This window comes from Krasilnikovia cinnamomea, from assembly GCF_004217545.1.
GTDB classification, from domain to species: Bacteria; Actinomycetota; Actinomycetes; order Mycobacteriales; family Micromonosporaceae; genus Actinoplanes; species Actinoplanes cinnamomeus.
Genome location: NZ_SHKY01000001.1, coordinates 742,814 through 758,409, shown reverse-complemented (window position 1 = coordinate 758,409; position 15,596 = coordinate 742,814). Strand labels below are relative to the sequence as shown.

The following is a 15,596-nucleotide window of genomic DNA, read 5'->3' as shown; positions in this document are numbered from 1 at the left end:
GCTGTCGCGTACCCCGGCCGGGCGGCGTCCAGCCGTCCCGTCGTGTCCGGTTCCCGGCGTTCTATCCCCTTTCCAGCGCGTGACCACGCCGTGCGGAAAGGGACGCAGATGGTGACCGAGGACGAGGCCATGGGCCGCGCGATCGCGCTCGCCGCCCGCGGCCTCGGCACGACCAGCCCCAACCCGGTCGTCGGCTGCCTGCTGCTCAGCGCGGACGGCGAGGTCGTCGGCGAGGGCTTCCACGCGTACGCGGGCGGCCCGCACGCCGAGATTGTGGCGCTGGCCCAGGCGGGCGAGCGCGCCCGCGGCGGCACCGCGGTGGTCACCCTGGAACCCTGCAACCACACCGGGCGTACGGGGCCGTGCGTGAAGGCGCTGGTCGGCGCGGGCATCCGGCGCGTGGTCATCGCCGTGGACGACCCCAATCCGGCCGCGGCCGGGGGAGCAGCCGCGCTGCGCGAGGCCGGCGTCGAGGTGGCGCTGGGGGTGCGCCGGGCGGAGGCCGAGGCCGGCAACGTGGCGTGGCTGACCGCGGTGCGCCGCGGCCGCCCGTACGTGACCTGGAAGTTCGCCGCCACCCTGGACGGCCGCTCGGCGGCCGCGGACGGCACCAGCCAGTGGATCACCTCGGGGCCCGCCCGCACGGACGTGCACACCCTGCGCAGCACGGTCGACGCGATCGTCGTCGGGGTGGGCACGGTGCTGGCGGACGACCCCCAGCTGACCGTGCGCGACCTGCGTGACGGCAGCCTGGCGATCACCCAGCCGCTGCGGGTGGTCGTCGACTCGGCGGGCCGCACCCCGGCCACCGCCCGGGTCCGCGACGCGTCCGCGCCGACCTGGATCGCCACGGCGGCCGAGCTGGGCACCGGCCCGGACGGGCGGGTCGACCTGTCGGCCCTGCTCAGCACGCTGTACGCGCGGGGTGTGCGGGCCGTGCTGCTGGAGGGCGGCCCGACGCTGGCGGGCGCGTTCCTGTCCGCCGGGCTGGTCGACCGGGTGATCGGTTACGTCGCGCCGAAGCTGCTCGGCGCCGGACTGTCCGCACTGGTGGACGCCGGCGTCGCCACGATCGCCGAGGCGATCGACCTGGAACTCACCGAGGTCGTGCAGGTCGGTTCCGACCTGCGCTTCACCGCAACGCTGCGCCACAAGGAGGCCTGATGTTCACCGGCATCGTCGAGGAACTGGGGGAAGTCGTGGCGCTGGCCGGCGCCGACGGCGACTCGGCAGTGCTCACCGTGCGCGGACCGCTCGTGACCGCCGACGCGCGCCACGGCGACTCCATCGCGGTCAACGGCGTCTGTCTCACCGTCACGGAGAACTCCGACGGCGCGTTCACGGCCGACGTGATGGCCGAGACGTTGCACCGCTCGTCCCTGGCCGCGCTGCGCGTAGGCAGCCCGGTGAACCTGGAGCGGGCCGCCACCCTGGGCTCGCGCCTGGGCGGGCACCTGGTGCAGGGCCACGTCGACGGGGTGGCGCGGCTGCTGTCGCGGGAGCCGGGCGAGGCGTGGGAGGTGCTGCGCTTCTCGCTGCCCGCCGAGCTGGCCCGGTACGTGGTGGAGAAGGGCTCCATCACGGTCGACGGCGTGTCGCTGACGGTCACCGAGGTCACGGACGACACGTTCAGCGTCAGCCTCATCCCGACCACGCTGAAGCTCACCGTCCTGGGCCAGAAGGGCGTCGGTGACCCGGTGAACCTCGAGGTCGACGTCATCGCGAAGTATGTCGAGAAGATGCTGGGAGGCCACCGTGCTGGCTGACATCGAACGGGCCGTCAAGGACATCGCCGCCGGACGACCCGTGATCGTCGTCGACGACGAGAACCGCGAGAACGAGGGCGACCTGATCTTCGCGGCGGAACACGCGACGCCGGAGCTGCTGGCGTTCATGGTCCGCTACACCTCCGGCTACATCTGCGCGGTGCTGACGGAGCAGGAGGCGGACCGCCTCGACCTGCCACCGATGTTCCACACCAACCAGGACCGGCGCGGCACCGCGTACGCGGTGACCGTCGACGCCCGCGAGGGGGTCAGCACCGGCATCTCGGCGGCCGACCGGGCGCACACCATCCGGCTGCTGAGTTCCGGCAGCACCCAGGCCAGCGACCTGGCCCGCCCCGGGCACGTGGTGCCGCTGCGCGCCAAGCCCGGCGGGGTGCTGCGCCGCCCCGGGCACACCGAGGCCACCATCGACCTGACCGTGCTGGCCGGCCTGCGCCCGGCCGGGGTGCTGTGCGAGCTGGTCAACGACGACGGCACCATGATGCGCCTGCCCGACCTGGAGAAGTTCGCGGCCGAGCACGACCTCGCGCTGATCAGCATCGAGCAGCTCATCGAGTACCGGCGGCGCAACGAGCAGCAGGTGGAGCGGCTCGCCGAGACCCGGCTGCCCACCGAGCACGGCGTGTTCACCGCGTTCGGATACCGCGCCGCGACCGACGGCGCCGAGCACGTCGCGCTGGTCTACGGCGACCTCGGTGATGGCGCGGACGTGCTGGTCCGGGTGCACTCCGAGTGCCTGACCGGGGACGTCTTCGGCTCGGTGCGCTGCGACTGCGGCCCCCAGCTCGACGCGGCGCTGCGGCGGGTCGCGGAGGTCGGCCGCGGCGTGGTGCTGTACATGCGCGGGCACGAGGGGCGCGGCATCGGCCTGCTGCACAAGCTGCAGGCGTACCAGTTGCAGGACGCGGGGTTCGACACGGTCGACGCGAACCTGCGCCTCGGCCTGCCCGCGGACGCCCGCGACTACGGCACCGGCGCGCAGATCCTGCACGACCTGGGGGTGCGCTCGATGCGGCTGCTCACCAACAACCCGGCCAAGCGGGCCGGGCTGGAGGGGTACGGGCTGACGATCACCGGGCGTGAGGCCCTGCCGGTGCGCCTGCACCCGGAGAACGTGCGCTACCTGCGTACCAAGCGCGACCGGATGGGACACCTGTTCGACGAGCTCGGTGAGGCCGGCCCGGCCGCGGGCTGACGCCGCGGGAATGGGCGAAACCGCGGTCGTGGGCGCGACCGGGGACGACAATCGGATCACCTGATTTGGGGAGGGCGGAACACATGGCCGGCTTCGGGGACCCGCATCTGGACACCGTCGACGCCGCCGGGCTGCGGCTGGGCATCGTCGGTTCCCGGTGGCACGCGAGCCTGGTCGACCACATGGTCGAGCGGGCCCGGGCCGCGGCGAAGGCGTGCGGCGTGGACGACGTGGTCGTGGCCCGCGTGGCGGGCTCGGTCGAGCTGCCGGTGGTGGCGCAGGCCCTGGCCAAGCGTTGCGACGCGGTGGTCGCGCTGGGGGTGGTGATCCGCGGGGAGACCGCCCACTTCGAGTACGTGTGCGACGCGGTCACCGCCGGACTGACCCGGGTCGGCCTCGACGAGCAGACCCCGGTGGCGCACGGCGTGCTGACCGTGGAGTCGATCGGGCAGGCCCGCGACCGCGCCGGGCTGGAGGACTCCATCGAGGACAAGGGCTGGCAGAGCACGGTCGCGGTGCTCGACGCCGCCCTGACCATCCGCGGCCTGCCCGACTAGAGCCGCCCAGCCTCGATGATCCGGGACAGGAACTGCCGGGTACGGGGCTCGGTCGGGTCGCCCAGCACCCGCTGCGGCGGCCCGGCCTCCAGGACGCGGCCCGCGTCCAGGAAGACCACCTCGTCGGCGACCTCCCGGGCGAAGCCCATCTCGTGCGTGGCCAGCACCATGGTCATCCCCTCGGCCTTCAGGTCGCGGATCATTGTGAGCACCTCGCCGACCAGTTCCGGGTCCAGCGCCGAGGTCACCTCGTCGAGCAGCAGCAGCCGGGGACTGTTGACCAGGGCCCGCACGATCGCCACCCGCTGCTGCTGGCCGCCCGAGAGCCGGTCCGGGTAGCTGTCCGCCTGGTCCGCCAGCCCGACCCGGTCCAGCCATTCGCGCGCCTGCGCCCGCGCCTGGTCGCGCGCCCGCCGGTGCACCCGGACCGGGGCCAGGGTGATGTTGTCCAGCACGCTCATGTGCGGGAACAGGTTGTACGCCTGGAACACCATGCCGATGCGGCGCCGTACGGCGTCCGGGTCCACCCGGGGATCGGTGATCTCTTCGCCGTCCAGGTGGATCGTGCCGTCATCGACCTCGGTGAGCAGGGCGGCGCAGCGCAGCAGCGTCGACTTGCCGGAGCCGGAGGCGCCGATCAGCGCCACCACGCGGTGCTCCTCCACGTCGAGGTTCAGGTCGTCGAGGACCACCCGGGTCCCGAAGACCTTGCGCAGGTGCGCGCAGGACAGCACCGGCATCAGGCACCCCCGGACTGGCGGCGGGCCGCCCGCAGCGTCACCCAGTCGGTCACCACGATCAGCGGCAGGGCCAGCAGCACGAACAGCACCCCGGCCACGACGTACGGGGTGTAGTTGAAGTGCTCGGCGGTGGCGATCTGCGCCGCCCGCACCGCGTCGATCGGCCCGGCCAGTGACACCAGGCCGACGTCCTTCTGCAGCGCCACGGTGTCGTTGAGCAGCGGCGGCGCCACCCGGCGGACTGCCTGCGGCAGCACCACGAACCGCATCGTCTGCCGGTACGTGAGCCCCAGCGACCGGGCCGCGGCCAGCTGGCTCGGATGCACCGACTCGATGCCCGCCCGGAACACCTCCGCCAGGTACGCCCCGTACGTGACGACCAGCGCCGCCCCGCCCAGCACCAGCACGCTCGGCGTGCCCTGCAGCCGCAGCCCCGGCACCCCGAAGGTGAACAGGTACAGCACGATGATCAGCGGCAGCCCGCGGAACGCGTACGTGTAACCCGTGGCCACCGCCCGGACCGGGAAGAACACCGGCCCGCGCAGCGTGCGCAGCACCGCCACGAGCAGCCCCAGCGCCAGCGACGCGATCGCGCAGACGGCCAGCAGCCGTACGTTGAGCCACAGTCCCACTCCGATGGCGGGCAGGGCTTCGCGGGCCACCTGCGGGTCGAAGAAGGACTGCTTGACCCGTTCCCAGCCCGGCGCCCCGGTGACCGCGACCGCGAGCAGGGTGCCCACGATCGCGGTGGAGGCGGCGGCCAGCAGCACCGAACGGACCGTCTGCCGTCGCCGGTAGGCGATCCGCCCGCGCTGGATCTCGCTGAGCTCGTATCCGACCGTGCTCACCCCGCGCGGCCCTCGCTGCGTTCGGTCGTCATGGGGTCAGTTCGGGGGCTCCGCCCGTGCCCGCCAGCCAGGTCTTCTCCAGCACCGCGAGGGTGCCGTCCTGGCGGAGCTGGTCGACCGCCGTGCTGACGCACCCGGTGAGCGGGGAGCCCTTGTCGAGCACGAGGCCGAACTGCTCGGGCACGCCGACCTGGGGCAGCTGCCCGACGATGACCCCGTTCTCCAGCTCCGCGCCGGTCATGTAGAACGCGGTCGGCAGGTCCACCACCAGGCCGTCGATCTGCCCGTTCTGCAGCGCCTTCTTGGCGTCGTCGTTGCTGTTGTAGACCTGCGGCTGGGTGGTGGGCTTGATCACTTCGTTGATGGCCTGGTAGCTGGTCGTCCCGACCTGCGCGCCGAGCTTGGCGCCGCGCAGCTCGGCGATGGTCTTCGCCCCGGCGATCTTGGACGATTTCAGTGCGATGACGGTCTGGCGCACCAGGTAGTACGGCGACGAGAAGTCGACGGCCTGGCGGCGCTGGTCGGTGATGGAGAACTGGTTGATGTCGAGGTCGAACGCCTTCGGCCCGGGCGCGATCGCGTTGTTGAACGTCACCCGGATCCAGGTGACGTTCTCCTTGGGATAGCCGAGCCGCTCGGCGACGCTGTACGCCACCGCCGACTCGAAGCCCTTGCCGTTGTCCGGCTTGTTGTCGCTGAACCACGGCGCGTACGCCGGGTCGTCGGTGGCGATGGTGAGCTTGCCCGGGGTACGGGTGGCCAGCGCACCGGGCGGGCACGGGTTGCCGGAGGCCGATGCGGAGCCGCTCGGGGAGGCGTCGTCGTCGGCGGGTGCGCATCCCGCGAGGGCGGTCAGGAGCAGAACCGCGCCCCCGAGCGCGGTGCGCGAGTGTCGGCTAGGCATGAGGCGCAGCCTAGGCCACGTCCCAACCACTGGGGTCGTCCGACGCCATCCCGTGACGAGCTGCCACAATCGGCACCCGTGAAGACGTTCGAAGAGCTGTTCGCCGAGCTGAAGGCGAAGGCGGAGCAGCAGGACCCGGGCTCGTCCACGGTCGCGGCGCTGGAGCGCGGCGTGCACTTCATCGGCAAGAAGGTCGTCGAGGAGGCGGCCGAGTCCTGGATGGCCGCCGAGCACGAGGGCCCGCAGCGGGCCGCCGAGGAGATCTCCCAGCTGCTCTACCAGGCCCAGGTGCTCATGATCGCGACCGGTCTGGAGCTGGAGGACGTCTACCGACATCTGTGACGTGCCGCCTCGAGGAGTACCCACCCCGACTTCAAGGAGCACGTCATGCTGCGCATCGCCATTCCGAACAAGGGCACCCTGTCCGCCCCGGCATCCCAGATGCTGCGCGACGCCGGCTACCGCCAGCGCACCGACCCGAAGGATCTCGTCTGCCGGGACGAGGCCAACAACGTCGAGTTCTTCTACCTGCGGCCCCGCGACATCGCCACCTACGTCGGCTCCGGTGACCTTGACCTCGGCATCACCGGCCGGGACCTGCTGGTCGACTCGGGAGTGCCCGCCGCCGAGCTGCTCGACCTGGGGTTCGGCGGGGCCACGTTCCGGTGGGCCGCCCCGGCGGGCACCCTGACGTCGGCCGACGAGATCGCCGGGCGCCGCATCGCCACCGCGTACCCGGGGGTGGTGGAGCAGCACCTGGCCGAGCACAACCTGAAGGCCGACGTGGTCCGCCTCGACGGAGCCGTGGAGAACGCGGTCCGGCTCGGCGTCGCGGACGTCATCGCGGACGTCGTGGAGACCGGGGCCACCCTGCGCCAGGCCGGGCTGGTCACGATCGGGGAGCCGATCCTGCGCTCGTCGGCGGTCCTGATCGGGCGCCACGCCACGGCCGCGCCCAACGGCGTCGCCCAGCTGATGCGCCGCCTGCAGGGGGTGCTGGTGGCCCGCTCGTACGTGATGCTGGCCTACGACGTGCGCGCCGACCTGCTGGAGCAGGCGACCGGACTGACCCCGGGCATCGAGTCGCCGACCGTCTCCCCGCTGCACCGCGAGGGCTGGGTGGCGGTGCAGGCCATGGTGCTGCGCAAGGAGGTCCACCGGATCATGGACGAGCTGTACGAGCTGGGTGCCCGGGCCATCCTGGTCACCGACATCCACAACTGCCGGCTGTGAGGGGTCCAGACGTGAGTGGCACAGTGGTGGGCGTGACGCAGTCCTCCGCCCCGGTCGTCTACCGCCCCCGGCGCATCCGCTGGGTGGCGGGCGCCGCCGCGGCGACCGTGGTGATCCTGTTCACCGTGCTCAGCTTCGGTCTGCACGGCGCGACCGGCGACGGCGTCGGCCAGTTCGCGCGCGGCGACCAGACCGCCATGATCGGCCTGGGCGTACTCATCGGCCTGGGCATCTTGGCCTTCACCCGGCCCCGGGTGAGCGCTGACGCGGCCGGGGTGCGCGTTCGCAACGTCGTCGGCGGGTACGAGCTGCCCTGGTCGGTGGTGCGGGCCGTCCGGTTCGACCGCAATTCGCCGTGGGCGACCCTGGAACTGCTGGACGACGAGACGATCTCGATCCACGCCCTGCAGGCGGTCGACCGCGAGTACGCGGTGGAGGGGGTGCGCACGCTGCGGGCCCTGCATCAGGGCGCGGCGGACGCGCCGACCTGAGGCTGGTAGACTTCGTCAGTCGACCACGCGTAGTCACTTCGGTGTGTTGCGCGCGAAAGAGGAGCCCGCTGGTTCCCACCTGAGTCACCGTCATGGGTGTCCGGGTCCGGTCACCCGCCTCGGGACGCGTTCCCGGGGGCGGGGCGCGTCCTCTTGGGCGCCGATGACCGGTCGAGCGGGCCCCGGCATGTCCGGGGCCTTCTGCTTTCCCGTCGCCCCCGTAGCCGGGGGGTGCACGAGGCCGACCGACATTGGCGGTGCCCGTCCCTCGGTGGGCCGGGCAGGCGAGATACATCGTTCTAAGGAGGCCTCATCAGCGTCGAACCACGCGTGAACGAACAGATCCGGGCCCGCGAGGTCCGTCTGGTCGGTCCGGAGGGTGAGCAGGTGGGCATCGTCCCGCTCGAGCGCGCCCTCCAGCTGGCCGCGGATGTCGACCTGGACCTGGTCGAGGTTGCGCCTATGGCGCGCCCGCCGGTGTGCAAGCTCATGGACTTCGGCAAGTTCAAGTACGAGAGCGCACTGAAGGCGCGCGAAGCGCGGCGCAACCAGCAGCAGACCGTCATCAAGGAGATGAAGCTCCGGCCGAAGATCGATCCGCACGACTACGAGACCAAGAAGGGTCACGTGGTGCGGTTCCTCAAGGCGGGCGACAAGGTCAAGGTGACGATCATGTTCCGCGGTCGCGAGCAGAGCCGCCCGGAGCTGGGCTTCCGGCTCCTGCGCCGGCTCAGCGAGGAGATCGCGGACCTGGGTTTCGTGGAGGCCAGTCCGAAGCAGGACGGCCGCAACATGATCATGGTCCTGGCCCCGCACCGGGCTACGAAGGCTGCTGCCGCCGCCGCGAGTGGGAAGACCCCCCGTGAGCAGCGCGAGGGCGAGGGTGCCGAGGCACCGCCGGCCGCAGCCGCCGACACCACCGCAGAGTGACGCTCCGCCCGGTGCGAGCCGGGCGGAGCAGAGCAAGATCGAGAAAGAGGCGTTCGAGAAGTGCCGAAGATGAAGAGCCACACCGGCATGGGCAAGCGGGTGAAGGTCACCGGCGGCGGCAAGCTCGTCACCGAGCAGGCCGGCAAGCGGCACCGGCTGGAGGGCAAGTCCTCCAAGGTGACCCGCCGGATGACCGGCACCGTCGTGGTGGCGAAGGCCGACACGAAGCGAGTCAAGAAGCTGCTGGGCCGCTGACGCGCGCCACACCCGTTCCCCGATAGGAGTACCGATATGGCACGCGTCAAGCGCGCTGTGAACGCCCAGAAGAAGCGCCGCACCCTGCTGGAGACCGCCAGCGGCTACCGCGGTCAGCGTTCGCGGCTGTACCGCAAGGCCAAGGAGCAGGTGCTGCACTCGATGCAGTACTCGTACCGCGACCGCCGGGACCGCAAGGGCGACTTCCGCCAGCTGTGGATCACCCGGATCAACGCGGGCGCCCGCGCCAACGGCATGACCTACAACCGGCTGATCCAGGGCCTGCGCCTGGCCGGTGTCGAGGTCGACCGCAAGATCCTGGCCGACCTCGCGGTCAACGACGCCGCCGCGTTCGCGACCCTCGTCGAGGTCGCGCGCAAGGCCGTCGCGGCCGAGGGCACCGGCGGCGCAGCCGCTCAGGCTGCCTGATCCACCCGTGCGAGAGGCGCCCCCCGTTTCCGGCATGAGCCGTGACGGGGGGCGCCTTTTCACGCCCCGTACCCCGCGCATCGTCGCTGCCCGGCGCCTGCAGCGGCGCCGCGAGCGCGAGCAGAGCGGCCGCTTCCTCGCCGAAGGCCCCCAGGCCGTGCGGGAGGCGGTGGCCGCGGGCGCGGTCATCGAACTGTTCGGCACCGTGGCGGCCCTGGACCGCTACGCCGCGCTGGCCGCCGACGCCGAGCAGGTCTCCGCGGTCACCGACGAGGCCCTCGAGGCGCTGGCCGACACCGTGCAGCCGCAGGGCCTGGTCGCCGTCTGCCGCCAGGTCGACATCGGGCTGCGCGAGGCCCTCGCGAAACGGCCCCGGCTGATCGCCGTGGCCGCGGACATCCGCGACCCCGGCAACGCCGGGACCATTCTGCGTACGGCCGACGCCGCGGGCGCGGGCGCGGTGGTCTTCGCCGGCGACGCGGTGGACCCCTACAACGGCAAATGTGTACGCGCCTCCGCGGGCAGCCTGTTCCACGTCGACGTGGTCCGCGACCGCGCGCCCGACGCCGTCCTCGACGCGTTGCGTGCCGCCGGGGTGCAGGTGCTGGCGGCCACCGGGCACGGCGCCGACGACCTCGACGACCTGCTCGACGCGGGGGAGCTGGCCCGGCCGACCGCCTGGCTGTTCGGCTCCGAGGCGCACGGCCTGCCCGCCGATCTGCTGGCCGCTGCCGACCGCCGCGTGCGTGTCCCCATCCACGGCGCCGCCGAGAGCCTCAACCTCGCCGCCGCCGCCGCGGTCTGCCTCTACGCCTCCGCCCGCGCCCTCCGCTGACGCCGGAGACGTTGAAGCTTTCGGGTCAGCTGCTGACCGGAACTCTTCAACGTCTCGGGGCACGCCCCGCGCTGACTGGTTGGGGTTGGCTTTGGGGGAGTCCCGGCCAAGGGTCGATCGGGGGTAACGGCGTGGCGGGGTGGGTTGGCTGGGCGGTAAGCTGGCGCACGTGACACTCACCAGGATGTTTACCCGGCCCGCTGGTCGCGGGCGTCGCGGGTAAGCCTCCTGCGCGAATCTCCCTGACCGGCGGGCTGCGGCCCAGCCGCGCCTCCGTACACTGATCCACCTGAGTCGCCCGGCCCACGCTGCGCCCGGAGCACTCGGTCCCGACGAGCCGATGGGCTCATCCGGTGTGAGGGAGTTCGCCCGATCATGTCCTACCGCAACGATCCGTACGATCCGAAGCAGGCCGCTCTGCTCGACCCCGAGGCGCTCGACGCCGCCGTCGCCGAGGCCGAGAAGGCCTTCGCCGGCGCGTCCGACCTGGACGCCCTCGGCGCGCTGAAGCCAGCCCACCTGGGCGATCGGTCCCCGGTGTCGCTGGCCCGGCGCGAGATCGGCTCGCTGCCCCCGGCCGCGAAGTCCGACGCGGGCAAGCGTGTCAACGTGGCCCGGCAGTCCATTCAGGCCGCCTTCGACGCCCGGCACGCCGAGCTGGAGCGCGAACGCGCCGAGCGCATGCTGGTCGAGGAGCGCGTCGACGTCACCCTGCCGTGGGACCGCCGCCCGCGCGGCGCCCGGCACCCGCTGACCACCCTCATGGAACACATGGCGGACCTGTTCGTCGGCATGGGTTACGAGGTCGCCGAGGGGCCCGAGCTGGAGCTGGAGTGGGCGAACTTCGACGCCCTCAACATCGGCCCGGACAACCCGGTGCGCGGCGCGATGGACACGTTCTATCTGGACCTGCCGGGTCTGGTGATGCGGACGCACACCTCACCGGCGCAGGTGCGCAGCATGCTGACCCGCAAGCCGCCGATCTACATCGTCTGCCCGGGGCGGGCGTACCGGACCGATGAGCTGGACGCCACGCACAGCCCGGTGTTCCACCAGATCGAGGGCCTGGTGATCGACGAGGGCATCACCATGGCGCACCTGCGCGGCACGCTGGACCACTTCGCCCGGGCGATGTTCGGGCCGGACGCGCAGACCCGCTGGCGGCCGCACTACTTCCCGTTCACGGAGCCGTCCGCCGAGTTCGACGTGTGGTTCGCGCAGCACCGCGACGGGCCGCGCTGGGTCGAGTGGGGTGGCTGCGGCATGGTCAACCCGCGGGTGCTCACCGCCTGCGGCATCGACCCGGAGCGGTACTCGGGCTTCGCGTTCGGCATGGGCGTCGAGCGGACCCTGATGTTCCGCAACGGGGTCAGCGACATGCGGGAGATGGTCGAGGGCGACGTCCGGTTCGCCCGCCAGTACGGGATGGAGGTCTGACGCGATGAAGGTGTCGCTGTCCTGGCTGCGGGAGTACGTCGACCTGCCGGCGTCGCTGAGCGCGGCCGAACTGGAGAAGGCCCTGATCGGCCTCGGCATCGAGGTCGAGTCCGTCGTCGACCAGGCCGCCACCGTCTCCGGTGACCTGGTCGTCGGGCGGGTGCTGGAGATCGAGGAGCTGACCGGTTTCAAGAAGCCGATCCGCTTCAACCTCGTCGACGTCGGCAACCCGGAGCCGCAGGAGATCATCTGCGGGGCGCGCAACTACGCCGTCGGTGACCTCGTCGCGGTCATCCTGCCCGGCGGCGAGCTGCCGGGCGGCTTCAAGATCGGCGCCCGCAAGACGTACGGGAAGACCTCCGCGGGCATGATCTGCTCGGCGGCCGAGCTTGGCCTCAGCGGGGACCACTCCGGCATCATCGTGCTGCCGCCCGGCGTCGCCGAGCCCGGTACGGACGCCCGCCCGATCGTCGGCCTCGACGACGTGCTGGTGGACGTGGAGATCACCCCGGACCGCGGGTACGAGATGAGCATCCGTGGCCTGGCCCGCGAGCTGTCGTACGCGTTCGACAGCGCGTACCGGGATCCGGGTGGGCTGCCGTTCGCGGCGGGGACCGCCGAGCCGCCGTATCCGGTGACGGTCGAGGACACCGTCGGGTGTGACCGGTTCGCCGCCCGCGTCGTGCGCGGCATCGACCCGAACGCCCCCTCGCCGGAGTGGATGCAGCGCCGCCTCGTCGCGGCGGGCATCCGGACGATCTCGCTGCCGGTCGACATCACCAACTACCTGATGTTGGAGACCGGCCAGCCGATGCACGTGTTCGACCTGGACCGCCTGCGCGGCGGCCTGGTGGTGCGCCGCGCCCACCACGGCGAGAAACTGACCACGCTGGACGGTGTGACCCGGGTGCTCGACGCCGAGGACATGGTCATCCTCGACGACTCGGGTCCGGTGTCGCTGGCCGCCGTCATGGGCGGCGAGACCAGCGAATGGCACCAGGGCACGGTGAACGTGCTGCTGGAGGCCGCCCACTGGGATCCGGTGATGGTCGGGCGCACCGCCCGGCGGCACCGGCTGTTCAGCGAGGCCGCGAAGCGGTGGGAGCGCGGTGTCGACTCGCGGCTGCCGCTGGTCGCCCTGGAACGGGCCGTCGCCATCCTCACCGAGTACGCGGGCGGCACGGTCGACGAGCGGGTCCTCGACCTCGATCACGTCCAGCCGCCCGCCCCGGTCCGGCTGGACCCCGCCCTGCCGTCGCGCCGGATCGGCGTGCCGTACCCGGCGGAGCGGGTGGTCGAGCTGCTCACCCGGATCGGCTGCACCGTCGAGGGCGCCGACCCGCTGGTGGTCACCCCGCCGTCCTGGCGTCCCGACCTGCTGGCCCCGGCCGATCTGGTCGAGGAGGTGGCCCGCCTCGGCGGGTACGACGCGATCCCGAGCATCCTGCCGCTGGCGCCGGGCGGGCGCGGGCTCACCCCGGCACAGCGCCGCCGCCGCTCGGTGGGCCGGGCGCTGGCCGAGGCCGGGTGCGTGGAGGTGCTGTCGTACCCGTTCGTGTCGCCGTCGGTGCACGACGCGTTCGGGCTGGCCCCCGACGACCCGCGGCGCAGCGCGGCCCGGCTGACCAACCCACTGTCGGAGGAGGAGCCGCAGCTGCGCACGTCGTTGCTGCCCACCCTGCTCGGCGCGCTCAAGCGCAACCTCGGGCGCGGCCACCGGGACCTGGCCCTCTACGAGATCGGTACGGTATTCCGGCCGCACCTGTCCGCCGTCGCGCCACCGGAGATGGGGGTCGAGCACCGCCCGTCCGACGCCGACTGGGCAGCGGCCAACGACATCGTTCCGGAGCAGCCGTGGCACCTCGCCGTGGTGTTCGCGGGCGCCATCGAGCCCGCGGGCTGGTGGGGCGCCGGGCGGCCGGCCGGGTGGGCGGACGCGGTGGAGGCCGCCCGGATCGCGGTGTCCGCGGCCGGGCTGCCCGCCGACCGGGTACGCGTCGAGTCCGCCGAGTACGCGCCGTGGCATCCGGGCCGGTGCGCGGCCGTCCTGGTCGACGACGTGACCGTCGGGTACGCGGGGGAGTTGCACCCGGCCGTGGTGTCGGCGCTGGAGCTGCCGCGGCGTACCTGCGCGGTGGAGCTCGACCTGGACGCCCTGCCGCCGGCGCCGGTGGTGCAGTCCGTCCGGCTGGCCACGTTCCCGCCCGCCCTGATCGACGTGGCGCTGATCGTGGACGCGAACGTGCCCGCCGCGCAGGTCCAGGACTCCCTGGTCGCCGGGGCCGGGGATCTGCTCGAAACGGTGCACCTGTTCGACGTGTACACCGACGCGCAGTTGGGGCAGGGCAAGCGCAGCCTGGCGTACAAGCTGACGTTCCGGGCCCCGGACCGCACCCTGACGGTCGAGGAGGCCGTGGCGGCCCGCGACGCGGCCGTGGCCGCTGCCGCGTCCCGCCACGGGGCGGTGCTGCGCGGAGCGTAGCGCCCATCGCCCGCCACGCCGCCCTCAACGGGCGGCGCGGCGGGCGAGCCGGCCCGAACCTGAAGAGTTCGGTTAGCTCCTAGCCTAGACTCTTCAAGATCCGGGCTAGTGCAGAAGGCGGCGGGCGTGTGGGCGCTCGTGCGGGGCGAGGCGGTCGCAGCCGCTCTCCTCGGCCCGCCATCGGCTGAGCACGCCCTCCGGGCCGGTGAACTGGCCGGCGGCCAGGGCGTCCTCGATGCGGCGCCGCACCTCGTCCACCCGGTCCGGGGCGGCCGCGAACAGGATGCGCAGGCGCACCCGGTCGCCGTCGCGCTCGGCCGCCGTGTGGTGCGCGGCCAGCGGGCACGGCGGCTCGTGCGCCCAATGGCCGCACAACGCGGCGGTGATCGCGCCGCCCGGCGCCCGCTCGTCGGCACCGGATTCCAGCACGAGTACGGCCCGGTGCGCGTACGCCTGTCGCATGCTGTCGAGTATGGCGGGTACCGAGGCAGGGGAGCGGATCGTGGCGGAGGCGTTGGCCGCCGCCACCGCAGGGGACGTGCCGGCGCTCACGGCGCTGCTGCACCCGTACCTGCACTGGGCGGAGCCGGGGGTGCGGCTGCGCGGGCGCCGCAACGTGCTCGCCCGGCTGGCGGTCGGGCCCGCGCCGCAACCGCCGACGGCGTTCGAGCTGCGCGACGGCCAGATCTACCGGTGGACCCGGACGTAGCCTGCGGCCGCTTCGGTCTGCTCGCGGGCACGGAACCCGGCACCGCCCGCGGACGGCAAGGGCTCAGCTCAGGGCGGCCTCGACGCCGGTCTCCTGGCGGCCGAGGAACACCGGGTCGCGCCCCGACGCCACGTCGAACAGCGCCTTGACGACCGCGCCCCGCTCCCGGGTGGCGCTGTGCAGCCACGGCTGCCGGTAGATGCGTACGGTGTCGTCGCCGACCCCGCTGGCGTCCACCCCGAGGTGGCGGCACAGGGCCACCGCCCGGTCGATGTGGTAACTCTGGGTCACCACGATCGCCTGGCGTACCCCGAAGATCTGACTGGCCCGGGCGCACGAGTCGTACGTGTCGAACCCGGCGTGGTCGAGCACGATCTGCTGCGACGGCACCCCGTGGTCGACCAGCCAGTGGAACATCGCGCCGGGCTCGTTGTACTCCCACCGGCCGTGGTCGCCGGAGACGAGGATCGCCCCGACCTTGCCGTCGGCGTACAGCTGGCGGGCGATCTCCAGGCGCGCCGCTAGGAACGGCGACGGCACCCCGCCCGGGTCCACCTGCGCGCCGAGCACCAGCGCCACGGGCGCCGCGGGTACGGCGTCCACGGCGTACACGTGCCCGTCGGCGCCGGCCCGCGCCCACAGGGCGCCCGCCGCCATCGCCAGCACGGCGGCGGCCGCGCCGAGCGCCCCGACCGCGACGAGGCGTCGCAGGGCGCGACGCAGGGTGATCTTCCGCATGGGCCCGACGATGCCAGCCGAGGTCA

At 72.8% G+C, this 15,596-nt stretch carries 19 protein-coding genes; 14 read left to right on the top strand and 5 right to left on the bottom strand.

Going from position 1 to position 15,596, the window contains the following annotated elements; all coding sequences use genetic code 11:
* The first annotated feature begins 108 nt into the window (after nucleotides 1-108).
* From ribD to ribH, 4 genes are all read left to right on the top strand, one after another.
* A complete protein-coding gene (gene ribD, locus EV385_RS03280; protein WP_130508095.1) occupies nucleotides 109-1,164 on the top strand; it encodes a bifunctional diaminohydroxyphosphoribosylaminopyrimidine deaminase/5-amino-6-(5-phosphoribosylamino)uracil reductase RibD in 1,056 nt (351 codons plus the stop codon).
* Nucleotides 1,164-1,766, top strand: coding sequence for a riboflavin synthase (locus EV385_RS03275; protein ID WP_130508094.1), 603 nt, complete (start codon nucleotides 1,164-1,166; stop codon nucleotides 1,764-1,766). The genes ribD and EV385_RS03275 overlap by 1 nt, the downstream gene beginning before the upstream one ends.
* Nucleotides 1,729-2,982 carry a bifunctional 3,4-dihydroxy-2-butanone-4-phosphate synthase/GTP cyclohydrolase II gene (locus EV385_RS03270; protein ID WP_130508093.1) on the top strand — a complete coding sequence of 418 codons (1,254 nt, stop codon included), beginning with the start codon at nucleotides 1,729-1,731 and terminating at the stop codon, nucleotides 2,980-2,982. Before EV385_RS03275 ends, EV385_RS03270 begins: the two co-directional genes overlap by 38 nt.
* An 83-nt stretch (nucleotides 2,983-3,065) precedes the next feature.
* Entirely contained in the window at nucleotides 3,066-3,539 is a 474-nt protein-coding gene (gene ribH / locus EV385_RS03265) for a 6,7-dimethyl-8-ribityllumazine synthase (protein ID WP_130508092.1), read from the top strand.
* Here ribH and EV385_RS03260 read toward each other — a convergent pair.
* The 3 genes from EV385_RS03260 to EV385_RS03250 are packed head-to-tail and all read right to left on the bottom strand — an operon-like array spanning nucleotide 3,536 to nucleotide 6,031.
* Nucleotides 3,536-4,279: an amino acid ABC transporter ATP-binding protein gene (locus EV385_RS03260; protein ID WP_130508091.1), complete on the bottom strand. Its 744-nt coding sequence runs from the start codon at nucleotides 4,277-4,279 to the stop codon at nucleotides 3,536-3,538. The genes ribH and EV385_RS03260 overlap by 4 nt on opposite strands.
* Complete coding sequence (locus EV385_RS03255; RefSeq protein ID WP_130508090.1) at nucleotides 4,279-5,127, bottom strand: amino acid ABC transporter permease; 849 nt, start codon at nucleotides 5,125-5,127, stop codon at nucleotides 4,279-4,281. Before EV385_RS03255 ends, EV385_RS03260 begins: the two co-directional genes overlap by 1 nt.
* 28 nt (nucleotides 5,128-5,155) lie before the next feature.
* Nucleotides 5,156-6,031 (bottom strand): ABC transporter substrate-binding protein, encoded by an 876-nt coding sequence (locus tag EV385_RS03250; RefSeq protein WP_207229741.1) that lies wholly within the window; start codon nucleotides 6,029-6,031, stop codon nucleotides 5,156-5,158.
* 78 nt (nucleotides 6,032-6,109) lie between these two features.
* On the opposite strand from EV385_RS03250, the gene EV385_RS03245 reads away from it, so the two are divergent.
* From EV385_RS03245 to pheT, 9 genes are all read left to right on the top strand, one after another.
* Nucleotides 6,110-6,373: a phosphoribosyl-ATP diphosphatase gene (locus EV385_RS03245; RefSeq protein WP_130508089.1), complete on the top strand. Its 264-nt coding sequence runs from the start codon at nucleotides 6,110-6,112 to the stop codon at nucleotides 6,371-6,373.
* Nucleotides 6,374-6,418: 45 nt separating this feature from the next.
* On the top strand, nucleotides 6,419-7,264 hold the full coding sequence (hisG, locus tag EV385_RS03240) for an ATP phosphoribosyltransferase (RefSeq protein ID WP_130508088.1): 846 nt from the start codon (nucleotides 6,419-6,421) through the stop codon (nucleotides 7,262-7,264).
* A 32-nt stretch (nucleotides 7,265-7,296) separates the two neighbouring features.
* On the top strand, nucleotides 7,297-7,755 hold the full coding sequence (locus tag EV385_RS03235; RefSeq protein ID WP_130508087.1) for a PH domain-containing protein: 459 nt from the start codon (nucleotides 7,297-7,299) through the stop codon (nucleotides 7,753-7,755).
* A gap of 330 nt (nucleotides 7,756-8,085) precedes the next feature.
* Entirely contained in the window at nucleotides 8,086-8,685 is a 600-nt protein-coding gene (gene infC, locus EV385_RS03230; RefSeq protein ID WP_130508086.1) for a translation initiation factor IF-3, read from the top strand.
* 60 nt (nucleotides 8,686-8,745) lie between these two features.
* Nucleotides 8,746-8,940: a 50S ribosomal protein L35 gene (rpmI, locus tag EV385_RS03225; RefSeq protein WP_130508085.1), complete on the top strand. Its 195-nt coding sequence runs from the start codon at nucleotides 8,746-8,748 to the stop codon at nucleotides 8,938-8,940.
* A 36-nt stretch (nucleotides 8,941-8,976) separates the two neighbouring features.
* A complete protein-coding gene (rplT, locus tag EV385_RS03220) occupies nucleotides 8,977-9,369 on the top strand; it encodes a 50S ribosomal protein L20 (RefSeq protein WP_130508084.1) in 393 nt (130 codons plus the stop codon).
* A 34-nt stretch (nucleotides 9,370-9,403) separates the two neighbouring features.
* A complete protein-coding gene (locus tag EV385_RS03215) occupies nucleotides 9,404-10,204 on the top strand; it encodes a TrmH family RNA methyltransferase (protein ID WP_130508083.1) in 801 nt (266 codons plus the stop codon).
* A gap of 375 nt (nucleotides 10,205-10,579) precedes the next feature.
* Nucleotides 10,580-11,641, top strand: a complete 1,062-nt coding sequence (locus EV385_RS03210; protein ID WP_130508082.1) for a phenylalanine--tRNA ligase subunit alpha — start codon at nucleotides 10,580-10,582, stop codon at nucleotides 11,639-11,641.
* 4 nt (nucleotides 11,642-11,645) lie between these two features.
* Nucleotides 11,646-14,123, top strand: coding sequence for a phenylalanine--tRNA ligase subunit beta (gene pheT, locus EV385_RS03205; RefSeq protein ID WP_130508081.1), 2,478 nt, complete (start codon nucleotides 11,646-11,648; stop codon nucleotides 14,121-14,123).
* 105 nt (nucleotides 14,124-14,228) lie between these two features.
* Here pheT and EV385_RS03200 read toward each other — a convergent pair whose 3' ends face one another.
* Nucleotides 14,229-14,585 carry a hypothetical protein gene (locus EV385_RS03200; RefSeq protein ID WP_130508080.1) on the bottom strand — a complete coding sequence of 119 codons (357 nt, stop codon included), beginning with the start codon at nucleotides 14,583-14,585 and terminating at the stop codon, nucleotides 14,229-14,231.
* A gap of 10 nt (nucleotides 14,586-14,595) precedes the next feature.
* On the opposite strand from EV385_RS03200, the gene EV385_RS03195 reads away from it, so the two are divergent.
* The gene (locus EV385_RS03195) at nucleotides 14,596-14,832 is read left to right on the top strand and encodes a nuclear transport factor 2 family protein (RefSeq protein WP_130508079.1); all 237 of its coding nucleotides are present in this window, start codon (nucleotides 14,596-14,598) and stop codon (nucleotides 14,830-14,832) included.
* 63 nt (nucleotides 14,833-14,895) lie between these two features.
* Here the strand turns inward: EV385_RS03195 and EV385_RS03190 are convergent, their stop codons facing one another.
* The gene (locus EV385_RS03190; RefSeq protein ID WP_130508078.1) at nucleotides 14,896-15,570 is read right to left on the bottom strand and encodes a SanA/YdcF family protein; all 675 of its coding nucleotides are present in this window, start codon (nucleotides 15,568-15,570) and stop codon (nucleotides 14,896-14,898) included.
* Nucleotides 15,571-15,596: the final 26 nt, after the last annotated feature.

What these genes read in the sequence shown, in the direction of transcription:
- EV385_RS03210 (WP_130508082.1), top strand. Translation starts at nt 10,580, where the DNA reads ATGTCCTACCGCAACGATCCGTACGATCCGAAGCAGGCCGCTCTGCTC.
- hisG (WP_130508088.1), top strand. Translation starts at nt 6,419, where the DNA reads ATGCTGCGCATCGCCATTCCGAACAAGGGCACCCTGTCCGCCCCGGCA.
- EV385_RS03275 (WP_130508094.1), top strand. Translation starts at nt 1,164, where the DNA reads ATGTTCACCGGCATCGTCGAGGAACTGGGGGAAGTCGTGGCGCTGGCC.
- ribH (WP_130508092.1), top strand. Translation starts at nt 3,066, where the DNA reads ATGGCCGGCTTCGGGGACCCGCATCTGGACACCGTCGACGCCGCCGGG.
- EV385_RS03190 (WP_130508078.1), bottom strand. Translation starts at nt 15,570, where the DNA reads ATGCGGAAGATCACCCTGCGTCGCGCCCTGCGACGCCTCGTCGCGGTC.
- EV385_RS03195 (WP_130508079.1), top strand. Translation starts at nt 14,596, where the DNA reads ATGGCGGGTACCGAGGCAGGGGAGCGGATCGTGGCGGAGGCGTTGGCC.
- EV385_RS03260 (WP_130508091.1), bottom strand. Translation starts at nt 4,279, where the DNA reads ATGCCGGTGCTGTCCTGCGCGCACCTGCGCAAGGTCTTCGGGACCCGG.
- EV385_RS03270 (WP_130508093.1), top strand. Translation starts at nt 1,729, where the DNA reads ATGTCGAGAAGATGCTGGGAGGCCACCGTGCTGGCTGACATCGAACGG.
- rplT (WP_130508084.1), top strand. Translation starts at nt 8,977, where the DNA reads ATGGCACGCGTCAAGCGCGCTGTGAACGCCCAGAAGAAGCGCCGCACC.
- EV385_RS03250 (WP_207229741.1), bottom strand. Translation starts at nt 6,031, where the DNA reads ATGCCTAGCCGACACTCGCGCACCGCGCTCGGGGGCGCGGTTCTGCTC.
- pheT (WP_130508081.1), top strand. Translation starts at nt 11,646, where the DNA reads ATGAAGGTGTCGCTGTCCTGGCTGCGGGAGTACGTCGACCTGCCGGCG.
- EV385_RS03215 (WP_130508083.1), top strand. Translation starts at nt 9,404, where the DNA reads ATGAGCCGTGACGGGGGGCGCCTTTTCACGCCCCGTACCCCGCGCATC.
- EV385_RS03200 (WP_130508080.1), bottom strand. Translation starts at nt 14,585, where the DNA reads ATGCGACAGGCGTACGCGCACCGGGCCGTACTCGTGCTGGAATCCGGT.
- ribD (WP_130508095.1), top strand. Translation starts at nt 109, where the DNA reads ATGGTGACCGAGGACGAGGCCATGGGCCGCGCGATCGCGCTCGCCGCC.